Annotated in this window: 16 protein-coding genes; 8 read left to right on the forward strand and 8 right to left on the reverse strand. The window is 44.9% G+C overall.

The features are described from left to right. Nucleotides 1-25 precede the first annotated feature (25 nt). A complete protein-coding gene (gene alr / locus AAA938_RS10220) occupies nt 26-1,180 on the forward strand; it encodes an alanine racemase (RefSeq protein ID WP_338228630.1) in 1,155 nt (384 codons plus the stop codon). On the opposite strand, the gene purU is transcribed toward alr, so the two are convergent. The 8 genes from purU to rfbC form a co-directional block, all read right to left on the reverse strand. Beyond that, nucleotides 1,177-2,031 (reverse strand): formyltetrahydrofolate deformylase, encoded by an 855-nt coding sequence (gene purU, locus AAA938_RS10225; protein WP_338228631.1) that lies wholly within the window; start codon nt 2,029-2,031, stop codon nt 1,177-1,179. The two genes, alr and purU, sit on opposite strands and share 4 nt — an antisense overlap. Nucleotides 2,032-2,053: 22 nt before the next feature. Next, a complete protein-coding gene (locus tag AAA938_RS10230) occupies nt 2,054-2,791 on the reverse strand; it encodes a shikimate dehydrogenase family protein (RefSeq protein ID WP_338228632.1) in 738 nt (245 codons plus the stop codon). After that, nucleotides 2,788-3,723, reverse strand: coding sequence for a DUF368 domain-containing protein (locus AAA938_RS10235; protein ID WP_338228633.1), 936 nt, complete (start codon nt 3,721-3,723; stop codon nt 2,788-2,790). Before AAA938_RS10235 ends, AAA938_RS10230 begins: the two co-directional genes overlap by 4 nt. A gap of 52 nt (nt 3,724-3,775) precedes the next feature. After that, nucleotides 3,776-4,546: a phosphosulfolactate synthase gene (locus AAA938_RS10240; protein WP_338228634.1), complete on the reverse strand. Its 771-nt coding sequence runs from the start codon at nt 4,544-4,546 to the stop codon at nt 3,776-3,778. A 17-nt stretch (nt 4,547-4,563) separates the two neighbouring features. Then, the gene (locus AAA938_RS10245) at nt 4,564-5,979 is read right to left on the reverse strand and encodes a tetratricopeptide repeat protein (RefSeq protein ID WP_338228635.1); all 1,416 of its coding nucleotides are present in this window, start codon (nt 5,977-5,979) and stop codon (nt 4,564-4,566) included. A 153-nt stretch (nt 5,980-6,132) separates the two neighbouring features. Continuing rightward, entirely contained in the window at nt 6,133-7,098 is a 966-nt protein-coding gene (locus AAA938_RS10250; RefSeq protein ID WP_338228636.1) for an NAD-dependent epimerase/dehydratase family protein, read from the reverse strand. Nucleotides 7,099-7,105: 7 nt separating this feature from the next. Beyond that, entirely contained in the window at nt 7,106-7,855 is a 750-nt protein-coding gene (locus tag AAA938_RS10255; RefSeq protein ID WP_338228637.1) for a tyrosine-protein phosphatase, read from the reverse strand. After that, a complete protein-coding gene (gene rfbC, locus AAA938_RS10260; protein WP_338228638.1) occupies nt 7,855-8,412 on the reverse strand; it encodes a dTDP-4-dehydrorhamnose 3,5-epimerase in 558 nt (185 codons plus the stop codon). The genes AAA938_RS10255 and rfbC overlap by 1 nt, the downstream gene beginning before the upstream one ends. A gap of 192 nt (nt 8,413-8,604) precedes the next feature. Between rfbC and hflX the strand changes: the two genes are divergently transcribed. The 7 genes from hflX (at nt 8,605) to AAA938_RS10295 (ending at nt 17,361) form a co-directional block, all read left to right on the forward strand. Further along, nucleotides 8,605-9,873 carry a GTPase HflX gene (hflX, locus tag AAA938_RS10265; protein WP_338228639.1) on the forward strand — a complete coding sequence of 423 codons (1,269 nt, stop codon included), beginning with the start codon at nt 8,605-8,607 and terminating at the stop codon, nt 9,871-9,873. Between the two features lie 176 nt (nt 9,874-10,049). Then, nucleotides 10,050-10,439, forward strand: coding sequence for a response regulator (locus tag AAA938_RS10270; protein ID WP_338228640.1), 390 nt, complete (start codon nt 10,050-10,052; stop codon nt 10,437-10,439). Nucleotides 10,440-10,441: 2 nt separating this feature from the next. Further along, on the forward strand, nt 10,442-12,466 hold the full coding sequence (locus AAA938_RS10275; protein ID WP_338228641.1) for an LruC domain-containing protein: 2,025 nt from the start codon (nt 10,442-10,444) through the stop codon (nt 12,464-12,466). Nucleotides 12,467-12,681: 215 nt separating this feature from the next. Further along, nucleotides 12,682-13,443, forward strand: coding sequence for a sugar transferase (locus AAA938_RS10280; protein ID WP_338228642.1), 762 nt, complete (start codon nt 12,682-12,684; stop codon nt 13,441-13,443). Nucleotides 13,444-13,447: 4 nt separating this feature from the next. Continuing rightward, nucleotides 13,448-14,596, forward strand: a complete 1,149-nt coding sequence (locus tag AAA938_RS10285) for an acyltransferase family protein (protein WP_338228643.1) — start codon at nt 13,448-13,450, stop codon at nt 14,594-14,596. Nucleotides 14,597-14,608: 12 nt separating this feature from the next. Beyond that, a complete protein-coding gene (locus tag AAA938_RS10290; RefSeq protein WP_338228644.1) occupies nt 14,609-15,316 on the forward strand; it encodes a TolC family protein in 708 nt (235 codons plus the stop codon). 2 nt (nt 15,317-15,318) lie between these two features. Further along, complete coding sequence (locus AAA938_RS10295; protein WP_338228645.1) at nt 15,319-17,361, forward strand: GumC family protein; 2,043 nt, start codon at nt 15,319-15,321, stop codon at nt 17,359-17,361. Nucleotide 17,362 lies beyond the last annotated feature (1 nt).

Genomic DNA, 17,362 nt, shown 5'->3' on the forward strand with positions numbered 1-17,362 from the left:
TGCGCTTTACCCATACAAAGGAAAAATGCATCATACCTCCCGACTTGAAGTAAGTTCCGGGGCTTACGCTCAAAATATAGAATTCCTGAAAAGCCGGATTCCTCCTACTACCCAAATCTCAGCCGTGGTCAAGGGGAATGCTTACGGTCACGGGATTACCCAAATGGTAGAAATAGCCGAAAATGCAGGAGTCCGGCATTTTAGCACGTTCAGCTCGGATGAGGCTAGAAAAGTAAATGCTTCAAAAAAACAGGAATCCGAAATCATGATCATGGGAATGCTCTACCCTGAGGAGTTACCGGAATTGATTGTACAGGATATCCAGTTCTATGTTTTTGATTTCTATCGTCTAGAGCTAGCGATTCAGGCAGCAAAAATGGTGGGGAGGCCTGCCAAAATCCACGTGGAAGTGGAAACGGGCTTTCACCGAACCGGCTTCGAGAATTCCGATTTACCCCAACTGATCCGAATTCTGAAAGAAAACGAAGTCCATCTAGCGCTAATGGGCATCTGTACCCACTATGCAGGAGCAGAAAGCTCCGACAATCATGAGCGGGTGCGAGGTCAGATTGAAAGATTCAGGGAATTCAAAAATATCCTGGAGAGAGAAGAAATTTACTTCGAGAGAACCCACACGGCATGTTCGGCAGCCACCTTGCTTTTCCCGGAAACTCACGCGGATATGGTCCGAATCGGAATTGCCAGTTATGGATTCTGGCCGACTCAGGAGACTTTTTCCCTACTGAAACATACCTTGGAAAAAGAAAATCAAAACCCTCTAAGGCGTCTTTTGACTTGGAAGTCAGAAATCATGAGTTTCAAGAAAGTGGCAAAAGGTGAGTTTGTAGGCTATGGCATGAGCTTTTGCGCTCCCCGAGATTTGAACTTGGCCATAGTACCCATTGGCTATTCCCATGGATACGGTAGAAATCTCAGCAATCAGGGACAGGTGCTGATTCAGGGGCAATTTTGTCCAGTGATCGGGACGGTCAACATGAATGCGATCGCTGTGGACATCTCTCACTTAATAGAATGTATTCCAGGGGAGGAGGTGATTTTGATCGGAAATCAAGGGGAAAATGAAATCACAGTCGCCTCGTTTGCAGAGACCTCCCACTTGGTCAATTATGAAATGCTCAGTCGGCTCCCTTCAGAAATCCCACGAAAAGTTGTGGATTAGTAAAAAATGATGGTCTTGTTTCGGAAAGGCAAAACCTTGCGGTCGAGATGGTATTTGATGGCCTTGGAGAGCGTCACTTTTTCCACATCCTGACCGATTTGTACCAATTCGGAAACTGTATTGTGGTGGCGAACCCGGGCTACTTCCTGCTCGATGATCGGCCCGGCATCCAACTCTTCTGTGACATAGTGCGCTGTGGCTCCGATAATTTTCACTCCGCGCTCATAGGCCGCATGATAGGGTCTTGCACCCACAAAAGCCGGAAGGAAAGAATGGTGAATATTGATAATCCGATTGGGAAAGCTCTGGATAAACCGTCTCGAAAGAATCTGCATGTACCGAGCCAAGACGACAAAGTCCACTTGATGCTTTTCCAATAGCTCAAGCTGAAGGTTTTCTGCTTCCCCTTTGTTTTGGGCTGTGACCGGGATGTGGTGAAAAGGAATCCCAAAAGCCAAAACCACGTCCCTCAGGTCTTCATGATTGGAAATCACCAAAGGGATATCCACTTCCAACTGTCCGGAATGATGCCTACCCAGAATATCAAAAAGGCAATGGGATAGTTTACTCACAAAAATGGCCATCTTGGGTTTGGGAAAATTGAAATGAAGGGAAAACTCCATCCCAAATCTTCCAGCCACTTCCTCTTGGAATCGGGGACTGATCTCATCCTCTCTGAGCGCAAATGAATCCAATTCCCAAGAAGCTCTCATGAAAAATCTCCCCATCTCCTCATCCACATGCTGGTCTACTTCCAGAATATTTCCCTGGTAAGTAAAAAGAAAGCGGGAGACCTCCGCCACGATTCCTTTCTGGTCAGGACACTGGATGATAAGAATAGCCTTTTTCATAACTGTCAAAAATTAAGTCCGGTTAAGAATTCCAAATCTTCCAGGCTGCCTCGGCCTGTAACTCCAGCATATCCTGTCCGTTTTTTGCTTTGCCTCCACGGTCCAGACATTCTTTCATCAATCGGGTCACCGGAGGATTATAGACCAAATCATAGACAAGGTTAGCCGAAGTAAGGTGGTCTAGAGGCAAATCGGGAATTCCTTCTACCTTGGGAAAAGTACCCAAAGGGGTAGTATTGATCAGAAGGGGAAAGTCAGACAGCAGTTGAGGCTGTAAGCGAAGCTGTTCATAAGTTATTACACCTTGGCTTTCACTTCGGGAAACAGAAAGAAAATTAACCCCCAAGTCTTCCAAGGCCTTTTTCACGGCCTTTGAGGCACCGCCTGTCCCCAAAACCAAAGCTGAAGGAATCTGATCTCCCAACCAGGCTTGAAGGGAATGCTTAAATCCGATATAATCCGTATTAAAGCCCTTCTTCTTCCCTTTCCTGATTTGAATGCAATTAACCGCACCGATGGCCTGACATGCCGGGTCCAATTCATCAAGGTAGGCCATGACCTGCTCTTTGTAAGGAATGGTTACTGCCATCCCTTCCAGTTCAGGATTTTGCTGTACTACCTTCGGAAAATCTCCGATTTGAGGGATTTCGTAAAGATCAAATTGACAATCGGCAATTTTCTCCCCTTCAAACTTCGCGGTGAAGTATTTCTTGGAAAAAGAGTGCCCCAAGGGATAGCCGATCAGCCCGAATTTTCTCATGCTTTTTGCAATTTGGAAGCCAGCCATTCGATCAGCAATACTATTCCTATTCCTCCGAGGAAAGCCAGAATGGCGGAAAGAATGAGTGGCTGCTCGCCTACTTTCTCCAGGTATTCTGTGGGAAGAATATTTTCTGTCAAAAAAGGCTTTTGCTCTCCGCTCGAGGAGGTTCTCCAGGAAGTGACAATTTTCCATGGCCAAAGCTCATTAACCGACCCCAGCATAAATCCGGAAAGTAAGCCAATGGTCACTGAATAATATTTTTTCAGCAGGTAAGAAATCACCCGACTGAAAGATAAAATCCCTACCACACACCCTGAAGCAAAAATTGCCAAAGTGAGCAGGTCCCTTTCGGAGACGGCTTTGAGAATCGTCTCGTATTTTCCCAAAATCAAAAGGATAAAACTCCCGCTGATCCCGGGTAGAATCATGGCACAGATGGCAATGGCCCCGGCCAGAAATGTAAACCAATAGGCATCAGGGGTAGTAGTGGGAGGAAGATTAGTCACCCACCAAGCCAGTGCGGTTCCTAGAATCAAAGCCAGTATTACACCTAGATGCCATCTTTGAATGTTTTTCAGGATCAAAAAGGCACTGACCAAAATCAATCCGCAGAAAAAGGACCACAGGGGGATGGGATGCTCTTCCATCAGGTAAGTAATGAGGCGGGAAAGCAAAAACACGCTTGTCAATATTCCCAATAGCAAACTGAGGAGAAAAGTCCCATTTACAGCCTTGTAGAATTTTTTGACTTCCAAATCCTTGAGCAGACGGAGATTGGCCAGATTGAAGGAATTTATGCTATCCAAAAGACGGGGATATATTCCTGCAATCAAGGCAATAGAGCCTCCGGATACCCCGGGAACGATATCCGCTGCTCCCATGGCCATCCCTTTGAGATAGTTTAGCCCGTATTTTTTGATGCTGTTCATAAAAAAGAAAGGCTGACCGACAAGCCGATCAGCCTAATTGATGTGAATTGGATTAAAGTTTGATTTCTCCCAAGAAGTGGTCAAAAGTATCACCCCGGAGACCCAAGCGGATCGTCTCCAGAGGAATCACTTCAGAAGGACTGATATTTCCAAGGTTGACGTTGGCACCGAGAAGCTTGATAAACCAAACTTGCTGGGATTTTTGAGGAGCTTCCCAAATGATCTTTTCTTCCGGCACCTGGGTGAGGATTTCTTCTACCAGACCTTGACGTACTTCACCAGAATCACGGAATAGCCCCACGTTTCCGCCTTCACGAGCTTCTCCGATTACTTTCCATGCTCCTGCACTCAGCTCGGTTTGCATCTGTTCAATCCACTTGTAGGGAGGGATGATTTTGGCTGCATCCTTGGACCCAACTTCAGAAAGGACAGTTACCTGCTGGGAAAGAGTAGAGATAAATTCACACTTTTTATCGTGATTGAGGGATACTGACCCGTCAGAGACTTCGGCAAATTCCAATCCGTATTTGTCCAAAACTTTTCTGTAGTCGTCAAATTGGCCTCGGACAATAAATGCTTCAAAAAGCGTCCCCCCGAAATAAACAGGGATGCCTGCAGATTTATAAACAGCAATTTTTTCAGCCAGATTTTTGGTCACATAGGAGGTCGCCCACCCAAGCTTGACAATGTCCACATAATCGGAACAGCTATCTACAAAGTCCTCTGTCTCTCTGAGGCTCAATCCTTTGTCCATAGCCATAGTGAATCCCGTAGTACGTGGCTTATCCGTCCGTACAGGGATATTCTTCAATTCGTAATTCATTCGCCAGGTTTTAATGATTAGAGAGAGGGATGGTCGTCCCTATACTGGGCAATGATCTTGTAGATAGCCTTTTGTTGCTTGAGCTCGGGCATTAGGTCATACAAGATGGTGTGCCTATCAAAGTCCAAAGTTAAGGCATTTTCCAAATATGAAAACGCTTCTTTGTATTTGCCCATTTTTATTAAATAAACCACCATACGATAGTGGAGCTCTGCTTCTTCCGGGGTTTCGTCTATTCCCTCCTTGACCACATCGATTGCTTCCTCAAATCGATTTTGCTCAAAATAGATAACCGAGAGATTCACATAGGTCTCCATGATACCCGGCTCCAAATTGATCGCTTCTTCATACGCTTCCGAACTTGCCTGAAGATTGCCCAAATTGAACTCGGCATCTGCCAGACCTACCCAGTAGTTGGGATTGTCCTTGTTGAGATTGAGCGCTTTCTTAAAGTAATGGATGGCTTCAAAATACTTTTCCTTCTTGAGCATGCACATACCCAATCCAAACCACGCATCGTCGTATTCCTCATCCAGCTTAGCTGATTTCTTGAAATACTTGAAGGCCTCTTCAATTTTACCCAGTTTTTCATAGGCTGCACCCATGTAGCAGCAATTTTCCGCATTGGCTCCTTCACAGTTTATGGTATTCTGATAGGCTTCCAAGGCTGCCTCATACTGCTGGGTATTCATCAGTGAATTACCCATATTGAAATAGGCCGAGGCAAAGGAATCATCGATCAAAAGGGCATATTCGTAGGCACTGATGGCTTCTTCGAATCTTCCCAGGCGATTGTAAACTACGCCTAGGTTATACCAAGCTCCGGCGGAATAGGGATCCTGATCGATAAATTCCTGGTAGAATTCCAAAATCTCGTCAAATGACCCTTCCTCCTCTGTAATCATTGCCAGCTGGAAAAGTGCATCCTCGTGATTGATCCGGTTTTTGACGGCTTCTTTGAAATACTCGCTTGCTTTGGTATTGTCTCCTTTGGCGCGATACAAATTTCCCAGTGAATAATACACTTCTGCTTTGTCTTCCGCCAAAGGGAGGAAGTTTTCCAGCAAATCAATCCCTTCTTGCGGGTTTCCTGCAAGAATATTGGCATTGGCAAGAGCCAGAAGGATTTCTTCGTTGTTTGGAGATAGGTTGTTGAGATTTTCCAAAATGGAAAGTCCTTCATCCAGCTCGTCATTGAAAATCAGACACTGGGCCTGAAGCAGGCGAATTTCTACGGAAAAGGGGAATTTGCCCAAGGCATATTCAGAGGCTCTTAGGGCTTTGAGGAATTTCTGCTGATCAAAGTAAAACCGGATGATGTCTTCCAGTTCTTCTTCTTCGAAGTAGAGGTCCAAGTTGGATTTCAGGGAATTTTCAAAACGCTCGACGAGCTTCTTGTCTTCTTCCCAGTCGTGATCATGATCTCCGGTCATTCGAATAGGTTAAGGTTTTCATAAGATACCAATTAATCGAGTAACGAAAAATGTCCCGAGGTTAAAATTTGTTGGTCAGAAAAGTTTTTTTTCTCTGAATCAGATTCGGGATTTCGTTACGGTTCACCACAACAGCTCTTTTCTGAAATAAGTTTACTTGTCCTGACCCGTGGCCCAACGGATACTTTCCTCCAAAGAATGAAAGCGAAAGCCCAGGAGGCCTTGAACTTTTTCATTGGTGTACAGGATTTTTTGCTGGGCAATTCGCACGGTTTGGCTGTTGAGGGGGCTTTTACTCAAGCCTATGGATTTTAAAATCCGATTGAAGAAGGAAGCTAATCCAACCCATTTTTTTGAAACGGGGATGAAGGGAGCCCTCAGGGATAATATCTCCGCGACTTTCCCAAAAAATTCCCGATAGGGAATACTTTCTTTGTTTAGAATGAATCGCTCTCCCCAAGCGTCTTTTTCGACTAGTTGTCTCGCCAGGATAGCTGCATCGCGGACATCGATATAGTTGAGGTCACCTTTGGGATAAAACTTGTTGCCGTCGATGACATAATCCAAAATCGCAGTACTGCTTCGGTGATGTGTGACCTTTCCAATCAAAATGCTTGGATTGAGTACCAATACCCGAAGACCTTCTTGCTGCCCTCTCCACACTTCCAATTCTCCCCAGTATTTGGATATCGCATAATCCGTATTGAGTGGAGATTCCACCCATTTAAAGTTCTCATCCAAAACGCTAAGCTCCTGGGATCGTCCTATTGCCGCCACCGAACTCACATAGAGCAGTCGTTCGATTCCTTGCAGGAGCATGGCATTCACCACATTTGCGGTGCCTTGGGTGTTGATGGCATAAAGAGCCTCTTTTTCTCCAGGCTGAAAGGACACCATACCTGCTGCGTGAACCACCAAATCCATTCCCTTGACCGCTGCGAGAACCGCCTCCATATCCTGGATGTCCCCTTCGTGCCATTGGATTTCAAAATCCAAAGTATCGAGAAGGTCAAGCTTGGAGTTTTTCCTTTTCAGCCCATGAATGGCGCCCAACTTGGAAAATTCCTTTGCCAAAAAACTGCCATACAGACCCGTGATTCCGGTGATGAGAATATTCATAAAAAGATCAAAGTCTGGAATTGATCCATTCCATGTTTTTGATTTTCTGATACATTTTCTGATTCTTCGGTAAAGTTCCCAGCATGTCGATATATCGGGGATTGTGGCAATCGGTCCCTAAGAAGGAAACCACCCCCCGCTCAATGAGCATTTCGCCGAAGTCCTTTACCTGTTTGGAATAAAACCCGGTAAGGGAAAGAAGGTTAACCTGGAAGATCAATTTTCTGTCAATTAGCTCTTCTTGAAGCTTTTTGTCGGCAATCAGATACTGATATCTCTCCGGATGGGCAAATACAGGCTGATATCCTGCCATCTCCAGATTAAAAATTATATCGAGGAGCATTTGTGGCTTATTGATAAATCCTGTTTCTACCAAAATGTATTTATCTCCAAAAGTGAGCAACTCTTCTCCGGCTTTGACCCTGTCCAAAAAAATCTCATCCATATAATACTCAGCAGCAGCTTCTATCTCGAGAGAGATATTTTCCTGCTTGGCTGCTTTTCTCAAATCTTCCAGTCCCAAGCGGATGATTTCCGGCGTATTTCGATAATACTCGGACATAATATGCGGTGTGGTAATCACCTTTTTCAGTCCATATCCCTCCAGAGACCTTAGCAATCCCAGAGATTCCTCCATGGATTTGGAACCGTCATCTATTCCGGGAATCAAATGCGAATGCATATCAGCACCCAGCCAACTCAAATCCAAATCCTCTAGTACTTCCTGTTTTCTTTTAAGAAAATCCAACCAGCTCATCAGAGTCCTCCTCCTGTTCGTTCTTTAAATTCCTGAATTGTAGGCCAAATTTTATCCTTTTCTGAAATAATCGGTTCACTAACGCCCCAATCAATGCCTAGTTCTGGATCATTCCATAGGATTCCCCCTTCTGATTCCTTGTTGTAATAATTGGAACATTTATAGACAAAAACAGCATCTTCAAGAACAGCAAAGCCGTGAGCAAATCCCCGGGGTATAAAAAAAAGATTGGATCGTTCGGCATCCAAAAGGGTCGTGTAAGTTTTGCCAAAGGTAGGAGAGCTTTTTCTTAAATCTACAACTACGTCGAGGACCTTACCACTCACCACACGAACCAATTTTGCTTGAGCGAATGGTTCTCTTTGGAAATGCAGGCCTCTGACTGTCCCTTTTTGGGAAAATGACTGATTGTCCTGAACCCACTCCTCCTCGATTCCCAGTTTTTGGAGCCAATCTTCTCGAAAAGATTCGAAGAAATAACCGCGATCATCGTAAAATTTCCTAGGAAAAATCTCCACTGGGCCTTCCAGATTGGGTATCTTGCGTAACTCTGCCATCAGAATGTCTTTTCTCGAATTTTAAAGAGTAAAATAACTACTCTGCCTTAGAGTATCCTAACTATTGTGGGGAAATATCCCCAACTTTGCAAAAGAAGTCATCTCCGGCATATTATAAAAGGCTGTATCTCAAAATCTTCAGCAGGCCAGAAGTGAACCTGACATCGGACTTTATCTACCGAACCCACAACGATGAGTAAAATCTCCAGAAAAATCAAAAACCTTTACGATACTGCACCCAAAGTAGAAACGGCTGTTTTGGTCACCCTTATCCGACAGCAGCAAAGCGATCAGGAAATCGAAGAACACCTAGAAGAACTGGCCTTTCTGGCAGAAACTCTGGGAGTGAAGACCCTCTACCGATTCACTCAAAGAATGGAAAAACCGGATATCCGGACCTTTGTGGGTAAAGGAAAACTGGAAGAAATCCAGGCCTATGTGGAGCATTTTGGGGTGGACATGGTCATTTTTGATGATGACCTTTCTCCCTCGCAGATGAGAAATCTAGAAAATGAGCTCAAAGTGAAAATCTATGACCGCTCCCTTTTGATCCTGGATATTTTCTTAAAAAGAGCACAAACCGCTCAAGCCAAAACCCAGGTAGAACTAGCTCGGTTTCAGTATTTGCTTCCCAGATTGACCCGGATGTGGACTCACTTGGAGCGGCAAAGAGGGGGAACCGGTACCCGAGGCGGTGCCGGTGAAAAAGAAATCGAAACCGATAAGCGGGACATCCGAAACAAAATTACCCTGCTCAAAGAGAAGCTACGTGAAATCGAAAAGCAGGGGGTGACCCAAAGAAAGGGTCGAAAAGGTGTAGTCAGGGTAGCCCTGGTAGGATATACCAATGTAGGAAAGTCCACCTTGATGAACCTGATCACCAAGACAGATATTCTGGCAGAAAACAAGCTTTTTGCCACAGTGGATTCGACCGTGAGGAAGGTGGTGCTGGACAATATCCCCTTTCTTTTGTCCGATACCGTAGGCTTTATCCGAAAGCTGCCCACCCACTTGATCGAATCTTTCAAATCCACCTTGGACGAAATCCGTGAAGCTGACCTCCTGGTGCATGTGGTGGATATATCCCATCATGCCTTTGAAGATCAAATAGCCGTCGTTTCTCAGACATTGAGAGAAATCAAAGCCGGAGACAAACCTGTGCTGCTGGTATTCAATAAGATTGACCAAGTCCAGCAGATGCCGACCGAGGAAGAATCCATGCATATCAGTGAGCATGAGCTTCAGGAAACCCGCTACCTGGATTTTAAGGCGCTTTCAGAAGCCTATGAAAAGAAAAACGGAATTAAACCCGTCTTCATGGCAGCAGGTACAGGAGAAAATGTGGATGGATTCAGGGATGCTTTAATTGCTGAGGTGAAAAAGCAACACCGGAAGATTTACCCTCATTATCTGGAAGATGAAGTGGTGGATTGGTCCGGCAAAGGAGAAGAAAACCTATAATTCCTGCCCGAAATTTACTTTTTTGATTTCGAAGGGCCTGTTTTTTTGCCCAAAAAAGGAATTCATTCATCCCTCTTTAGGAACAAATGACCGAAGAAAAGAACCCATTGATCTAAAAATCGGCATTCCCCGGGGGCTAGCGGGTAGTTTTGAACCATCATTCAATTCTACACGCCATGAATACCATTTTAATTATCGAAAAACACGACTTGATGCGGATGTTTCTCCTTAACCTTTTGGGAGGAGAATACAACGTTTATGCTGTATCGAGTCCTCAGGAAGCCATTGCTTGGCTTAAATCTGGAAATGCAGATTTGATTCTGGGTGGGTTTGTTGATTATCAGCTCCCTCCGGATGCACTCTTGATCAAAGAATACGTTCAGTCCAAAAACATACCCTGGATAGTACTGACCGAACAAGACAAAAGTGAACAGAGGATCAAAGCATTTTCCTTAGGCGCTAAGGATTGCGTAAGTAAGCCCTTCAATCCAGTAGAGCTAAAACTCCGCATCCAATCTCAATTTTCTCAATTCAGCTTCTCAAGAAGCCTTGTTTCAGTAGCCTAAACATGATGAAAAGATTGTTTTTACCCGTTTTATTTCTGGTCAGTGCCTGTGTGCAAATGCCGGATATGAGCCAGATTCCTGATTCAGAGCCTGAAACCGCGTATCAGAACTTCGATTTTGCAACGGTTTCCCCTACTCAAGTATCTCTTTCTTTCGCAGATGATCAAGGAGCACCATTTTCGGGAATTCGTATTCAGCTTATTCAACCTTCTGACCAAAGCATCCTGTTCACAGGAATGACAGATAAAGAAGGGAAAATTGTATCCTCCTTATCTATCCCTACCTATCTGGACCAGATAATTGTAGAGGCGGCCTATATCGGAATCCCCAATAGAATCTTGGTTCCGATAAAAAATAAATTGATCAAGTTGGATTATTTGGGAGGAGTGGACCCTACTGAGGTGATATCCTATGAAGTAGACCCCAATCAATCCTCTCAGAACCCTGGTGCAAGACTGGCTAACAGTCTAAAACTTGAGTATGCCGCTCCCTATAACAGTCTCGGCGTACCTCAAAATCTGGAAGCAAACAATGATTACATCTCCTCAACCATGCTTCAATACATCAATGCATCATTACCTGAAGGGATGCCAGTACCTACCTACCATCCCTCCTACCTTGCTGATGGAAAGAAGACTACATTGGATGTGGTGGAGTTGGCTGATGTTTGGTTGACATTTGTCCACGAAGGAGCCGGCTGGAGAAATTCCATTGGCTATTATGTCTATCCTACGAATCAACCCCCAAAATCCCTTTCAGACATCGAAAAAGTTACTGTATTGTTCCCAAATGCTTCGATGGTCGGAAGTGGAGGAGGATTGAGATCCGGAAACAAAGTTAAACTCGGAAGATTTGAAGCAGGAGTTACTATTGGACTTGTTCTTTTTGGAAACGGCTGGAACGGATCAGAGGTCAAAGATTATCACCACGCAGTATTCGCTGACAAAAATCTGAATCCCGAATCTGACCGAGCCCTGAAGCAGCATAATGTCCTCTTATGGGATCAGGAGAATGAACTTTTCCTTTTAGGCTTTGAAGATGTCAGAAGAGACAATATCCCCTTCCGCTCGGATCAGGATTTCAATGATGCAATCCTTTTTGTATCCAGTAATCCTGTAAGAGCCATCAGCACTGAAAACGTCAGCCCGATTGATAAGCCAGGGACTTTGGATAAAGACGGGGACGGGATCAATGACAATCTTGACGAATACCCCAATGATCCCAATAAGGCTTACAATAGCTACTATCCCTCTTCTACAGGTTTTGGCAGCTTTGCATTTGAGGACAACTGGCCGGAAATGGGAGACTATGACTTCAATGATCTCGTGGTAGACTACCAGTATAAGCAAATCATGAACAGTAAAAATGAGGTAGTAGAATTACATCCCAAATTCATCTTCAGGGCTGCAGGAGCCGGAATGAGAAATGGATTTGGATTTTCATTGGAGTCTTCCGCCTCTGCTGTCAAATCTGTCACCGGGACCAAAAATTCTCCTAATCTGATCAAGGTGCAGGCCAATGGAGTAGAAGCCAATCAGCAAAAAGCTGTAATCGTTGTAACGGACAATGTCCATCAACTATTTGGAAAGAGCAACTTTGTCAACACCGAGTCAGGAAAAGGAACTTCAAGTCCTGTAGAAATTGATTTGGTGATTGCATTCAATAATCCCCTGGCCCAGGAAAGAATCGGGTATGCTCCTTTCAATCCCTTTCTAATTGCGGGCCAAGACAGAAGCAGGGAAATTCATCTTCCTGGCTACGCCCCGACTGATTTGGTAGACGAAACCTTTTTTGGAACAGGAGATGATGCCGGGAAAAAAGGGCAAATCAATTCATATTACAAGTCAAAGTCTGCACTTCCATGGGCGATCAATACTCCGGAGTCTTTCGCCTATCCAATAGAAAAGCAGGATGTAAGAGGAGCCCACCTTAGATTTGACCGTTGGGCCCAAAGCAGTGGATTCACCTTTATGGATTGGTATAGACCCTTGCCGGGATTCAGGGAATCCGGAAAGATTTTCAAATAAATTTTCTTCAAAAGTTGTGGTTCAGCCCGGCAGATATTGCCGGGCTTTTTTTGTCTGAAAAGCCTTTATAGGAGATCCCTTTCACGCTTATTTTTTGCATTTCCCAATGATCGGGCTATAGGAGTCATTAGTCGAAGAATAGGCCCCAATGGGCTAAAATCGAGGTTTCCAAGGTTGGGCTCTGGTTACCTTTGTCTATCAAAATTCTTTAAATCATGAATCAATTACATAGACTTCCTTTAAGCAAAAGAGCCTTTGACATCCTGGTTGCTGGCGGACTGTTACTTATACTCAGTCCACTTCTTCTTTTGGTAGCCTTATTAATCAAGCTAGAATCCAGAGGGCCTGTTTTTTACTACTCCTATCGGGTCGGAATGAACTACAAGATTTTCAAATTCTACAAATTCCGATCCATGAGGACCGATGCAGACCAGCTGATTGATCAACTCAAGCACCTGAATGCCTACCAAAAAACTGAAACTCAAGGAAACAAAAAACTACCTCTGGACCGAAGTCGAATCCTATCGGCCCAAACTTCAGAATACCGGGTAGACAATACCGGAATAATGGAAGAATCATGCTACGAACTGGAAAAAACCGGAAAAACCAAACAAGCCTTTGTCAAATTTGAAAATGACCCTCGAATCACCAAAGTGGGTCGGATCATCCGCAATTTGAGTATCGATGAGCTTCCCCAATTGGTCAATATTCTCATCGGGGACATGTCTCTGGTGGGCAATCGACCTCTCCCTCTCTATGAGGCAGAACAGCTCACACGAGATGAAGCTGTCGGAAGATTTCTCGGACCAGCGGGCCTTACCGGGCTTTGGCAAGTCACCGAAAGAGGAAAAAAGGGGGTCGATTCAGACTCGCGATGCCGATTGGATATTGAATACGCCCAGAATTACAACTTTTGGCTGGACATGAAAATCCTGCTCAAAACTCCCCTTGCAGCCATCCAACACGAAAACGTCTAATCTGATGAAATTCTCCTCCCTATTCGAAAATCTGATTCGGAAGCCTCAGAGCGGAAAATTTATCCCATTCATTGATGGATTGCGCTTTTTGGCTATTGTCCCTGTGCTATTCCAACATGCAAATGAACGACTGCACAAGTACGGAACCCTCCCCGAGCTCAGCCAAATAGAGGAGTGGGTTTCATTCTTCATCTCCCGCGGCACGATAGGCGTATTCCTGTTTTTTGCCATAAGCGGGTTTATTCTTAGCCTTCCCTTTGCTCAGGGTAGAACAAAGGAAAAATATTCAGACTATCTGAAAAGGAGGTTATTTAGAATTGAGCCACCTTTCCTATTGTGGATGACAGTCTTTGCGCTGGTTTTACTGATCAAAGGAGACTATCCTGGTGCAGAACTGCTTCGCCACTTTTTGGCGACCATTACCTACACCCATCAGTTTTTCTACGGGGAGTACTCCATCATCAACCCAGTCGCTTGGTCGTTGGAAGTGGAGATCCAGTTTTATCTAATCGCTCCCTTTTTGGCCAGTGCCTACTTTGGGATAAGGAATACCCGGGAAAGGAGAGCATTGCTGATCTGGGGACTCTTTTGTTTTATCCTTTTCCAGCATGGAATGGGCTGGCAACTAATGCCATTCAAGCCAACGCTTCTGGGCCAGTTTCCACATTTCCTGGTCGGCATGCTTGCCGCAGACCTTTATACACAACCTCTCAGAGGAATCCGAAAATCCTATTTATGGGATGCTTTATTTCCGGTTTTGGTACTGACCTTGGCTTTCACCTGGAGCGAAGAACTGGGAAAAATGCTGGTGTTTGAACTCGCCCTGCTTCTGGTCTTTATTTCCTCATTTTATGGAAAGATTTTGGGAAGATTTCTCTCTCTGCAATGGATAGTCATCATTGGAGGGATGTGCTACAGCCTTTACCTGATTCATCTTCCACTCATGGAGGCGTTCTATCTGCTCATCGGCAAATTCGGTCAGTGGTCGGGCTATTTCGGTCAGTTATCGATTACCCTGATTGTTGTCCTGCCTATGATCTTATTTAGCGGTGTAATCGCTTATCGATGGATAGAGCAGCCATTCATGAAAAGGCAGAAAAGCAAAAAACCTGCTGAAAAAACCTGGATACTCGCTCACTCCGAAAAGCAGTAAAACCTTACTAAAATGAAAAAGATATTTCTTTTCCTCCTGATTCTTGCACCAGCTTGGGCTTCGGCTCAGGATATGAGCGAGGAAGTCCGCCTCGACAGACTACTTCCCTTGGACAGCTTGGTCTCTCTGGCTGTGCAGAATGCCCCGCTGATTCAAAGACTGAGTATGGGACAAGCTCAGCGGGAAGAAGAAATCAAAATCGCACGCAAAAGCTGGATGCAGCACCTGGCCCTGACCGGTGGCTACAATTATGGCAATGTGGTGGTCGCGGACCAAATGGCGACTCCTCAGGATATCAGTACGGTATTCCGGACCAATACCTCAGCCACCTATACCGTTGGGGTCTCCCTGAGACTGCCGCTTTCTGAATTCACTACTCAGAAAAACCGAGTATCCATCCAGCAATACGCCATCAAAGAAATGGAATATCAGAAGAAAGATCTGGAACTCACCTTAACTGAGGAAGTCATCAAGCGATACAACGACCTGAAAAGAGGATTGACCACTTTCAAATATCAAGCCCAGAAGGTCGAAGCCAATGAAGCCGCAGTACAAGTGACAGAAAATCACTTCAAAACAGGCACCGCTTCCATCGATCAGTATCGAATGGCTTTGGACATCCTCACCACTTCCAAAATTGAATTGGAAAAAACCAAGAACGATACCTGGTACGCGCTCAAATCTCTCGAACAACTAGTAGGAAGCCCAATTTTCAGATAATCATGACCTTCGTACAAATCATCCGACTTTTGGTGCGCTTTGCACCCTACTTGATTCTTTCTGCCTTTTTGATGGCTGGGACGGTCACCCTCTTGACTATGAAAAACAAGAAAGAATACAAAAGCCATACGCTACTCAATACCGGTCTGATCTCCGGATACAACATCGAAAGCTCCAAAGGCAGCAGAATAGACTACGCCTACACCAACAATGAGATTGAAAACCTGATCAATCTCGCCACCTCCCTGGAAACAAACCGGGAACTTTCTGCCAGGCTTTTGACAGAGTTGATTTGGGCTGACCAAAAAGACGCTCTTCCTTTGATCTCTGAGAACAAAGGGGAATTTGAAGTCCTCAAAGAGGCAATCAGCCAATCCGGAATCCAAGCCTCCAGCAAAGAAGCACTTTACCAAGCTCTGATTGAAATCCGGGATCGAGACAAAAACAACCCCGTGTACGATCTGACCAATTCTAAAAACCCCCTGATTGGATTGGAGAGACTCGAGGAAATCAAGGTATTCCGCGAGGGAAACTCCGATATGATCCGCATGGAATACACCTCCATTGATCCATTTATCAGCCAAAAAACCCTGGAATTGCTCACCGAAATTTTCATCGCCAAGCAAAAAGCTACCAAAGAAGGGCAGTCTGATTCGGTAATTCAGTTTTTCGAAGAAGCCACACAAAAGACCTTGGACCGACTTCAGGCTGCAGAAGACGAGTTGCTGAAGTTCCGGGTGAAAAATCAGATCATCAACTATTACGAACAAACCCGATTCATTGCAGGCAACCGGGAAGAACTGGACAAAAAGTACCAAGAACAACTTCAAATCAAGGCCGGGTCAGAATCTGCCCTGAAGCGACTGGAGCTCGAAATAGAGGATAAAAGGGCACTCTCTGCACTTCAGACTCAGATTTCCCAAAACCAAAGCCAAATCGCCGATTACAATTTTGCCCTGATGGAACTCAACCTAATGGATGGAGGAGAATTGGATCCTAAGAATGAGTCTTTGAAAAAAGAACTCGAACAGAAAATCATCCTTTTGCGGGATGATATGCTCTCTTCGACCTACGGAGTGATGGATGTGAACAAGACCACCGATGGAATTCCTACCCAAAATGTCCTTGCCCAATGGCTTCAGGCACTGATTACCAAAGAAGAATCTACTGCTCAGCTTCAGGTGATGGACAATAGGATGAAGGAATACGATCGAGTCTATGATAGGTTTGCTCCTCTGGGATCCACCCTGAGAAGATTGGAAAGTGAAATCGATGTGGCCGAAAGAGAATATCTGGAAAATCTTCATTCCTTCAATCAGGCAAGGCTTCACAAATACAATATGCTGATGTCCACCAATCTGAAAGTGATTGACTTCCCTTATTATCCGGCTCAGCCTGAAAAATCCAAGACAGCTTTGCTGGTCATCCTTTCCTTCGTGGTGGGTTTGGTGATTCCTTCGGGTGTGGTCATTGCGGCCGAATTGGTAGACGGTAGCCTGAAGAGTCCCAAAAATGCCTCCGAGCAAACCGGCCTTCGCGTTTGTGGGCTTTTGCCTCAATACCCCAAAAACAAAGAGAAAAATCCGGTGGATTTCGATGCCTTGACCCAGCAGGCGATGAATCTTTTCGTCCAGGAACTCATCGTGTCCTCTGATCCACAGAAAAAGCAAATCAAAGTAACCGTAGCCTCAATTCATGGAGGTGAAGGCAAAAGCATGCTGATAGAGAAAGTAGAAGAGTTTATCCAAAACCATTATCCTGAATCGGCTGGAAAATTTGAGTTCATGGAAATTCCCTCCCTGCTCAATCATCCCTATCTCCAGGAAACCATCCAAAAGGCCGACCTCCATCTTCTCCTTGCACGGGCAGACCGAAAGTGGAATGAAGCCGATAGCCATGCACTTAAAGTATTCCGTAAATTTGTAGGCCAAAAACCTCTGCTTTTTCTCAACAAAGTACGAACCGACATCATGGAAGATGTCACTGGAGAAGTCCCAAGAAAAAGATCCTGGCTGAGAGCCAAAGTAAAAGCCCTTTTGAACTAAT

This window comes from Algoriphagus taiwanensis (genome assembly GCF_036245645.1).
Lineage (GTDB): Bacteria > Bacteroidota > Bacteroidia > Cytophagales > Cyclobacteriaceae > Algoriphagus > Algoriphagus taiwanensis.

Bases quoted from the DNA above. Each gene is read 5' to 3' on its own strand.
- alr (WP_338228630.1), top strand. From the start codon at position 26: ATGCATCATACCTCCCGACTTGAAGTAAGTTCCGGGGCTTACGCTCAA.
- AAA938_RS10290 (WP_338228644.1), top strand. From the start codon at position 14,609: ATGAAAAAGATATTTCTTTTCCTCCTGATTCTTGCACCAGCTTGGGCT.
- AAA938_RS10295 (WP_338228645.1), top strand. From the start codon at position 15,319: ATGACCTTCGTACAAATCATCCGACTTTTGGTGCGCTTTGCACCCTAC.
- AAA938_RS10285 (WP_338228643.1), top strand. From the start codon at position 13,448: ATGAAATTCTCCTCCCTATTCGAAAATCTGATTCGGAAGCCTCAGAGC.
- AAA938_RS10280 (WP_338228642.1), top strand. From the start codon at position 12,682: ATGAATCAATTACATAGACTTCCTTTAAGCAAAAGAGCCTTTGACATC.
- AAA938_RS10240 (WP_338228634.1), bottom strand. From the start codon at position 4,546: ATGAATTACGAATTGAAGAATATCCCTGTACGGACGGATAAGCCACGT.
- AAA938_RS10230 (WP_338228632.1), bottom strand. From the start codon at position 2,791: ATGAGAAAATTCGGGCTGATCGGCTATCCCTTGGGGCACTCTTTTTCC.
- AAA938_RS10250 (WP_338228636.1), bottom strand. From the start codon at position 7,098: ATGAATATTCTCATCACCGGAATCACGGGTCTGTATGGCAGTTTTTTG.
- purU (WP_338228631.1), bottom strand. From the start codon at position 2,031: ATGAAAAAGGCTATTCTTATCATCCAGTGTCCTGACCAGAAAGGAATC.
- AAA938_RS10255 (WP_338228637.1), bottom strand. From the start codon at position 7,855: ATGAGCTGGTTGGATTTTCTTAAAAGAAAACAGGAAGTACTAGAGGAT.
- AAA938_RS10270 (WP_338228640.1), top strand. From the start codon at position 10,050: ATGAATACCATTTTAATTATCGAAAAACACGACTTGATGCGGATGTTT.
- AAA938_RS10245 (WP_338228635.1), bottom strand. From the start codon at position 5,979: ATGACCGGAGATCATGATCACGACTGGGAAGAAGACAAGAAGCTCGTC.
- rfbC (WP_338228638.1), bottom strand. From the start codon at position 8,412: ATGGCAGAGTTACGCAAGATACCCAATCTGGAAGGCCCAGTGGAGATT.
- AAA938_RS10275 (WP_338228641.1), top strand. From the start codon at position 10,442: ATGATGAAAAGATTGTTTTTACCCGTTTTATTTCTGGTCAGTGCCTGT.
- hflX (WP_338228639.1), top strand. From the start codon at position 8,605: ATGAGTAAAATCTCCAGAAAAATCAAAAACCTTTACGATACTGCACCC.
- AAA938_RS10235 (WP_338228633.1), bottom strand. From the start codon at position 3,723: ATGAACAGCATCAAAAAATACGGGCTAAACTATCTCAAAGGGATGGCC.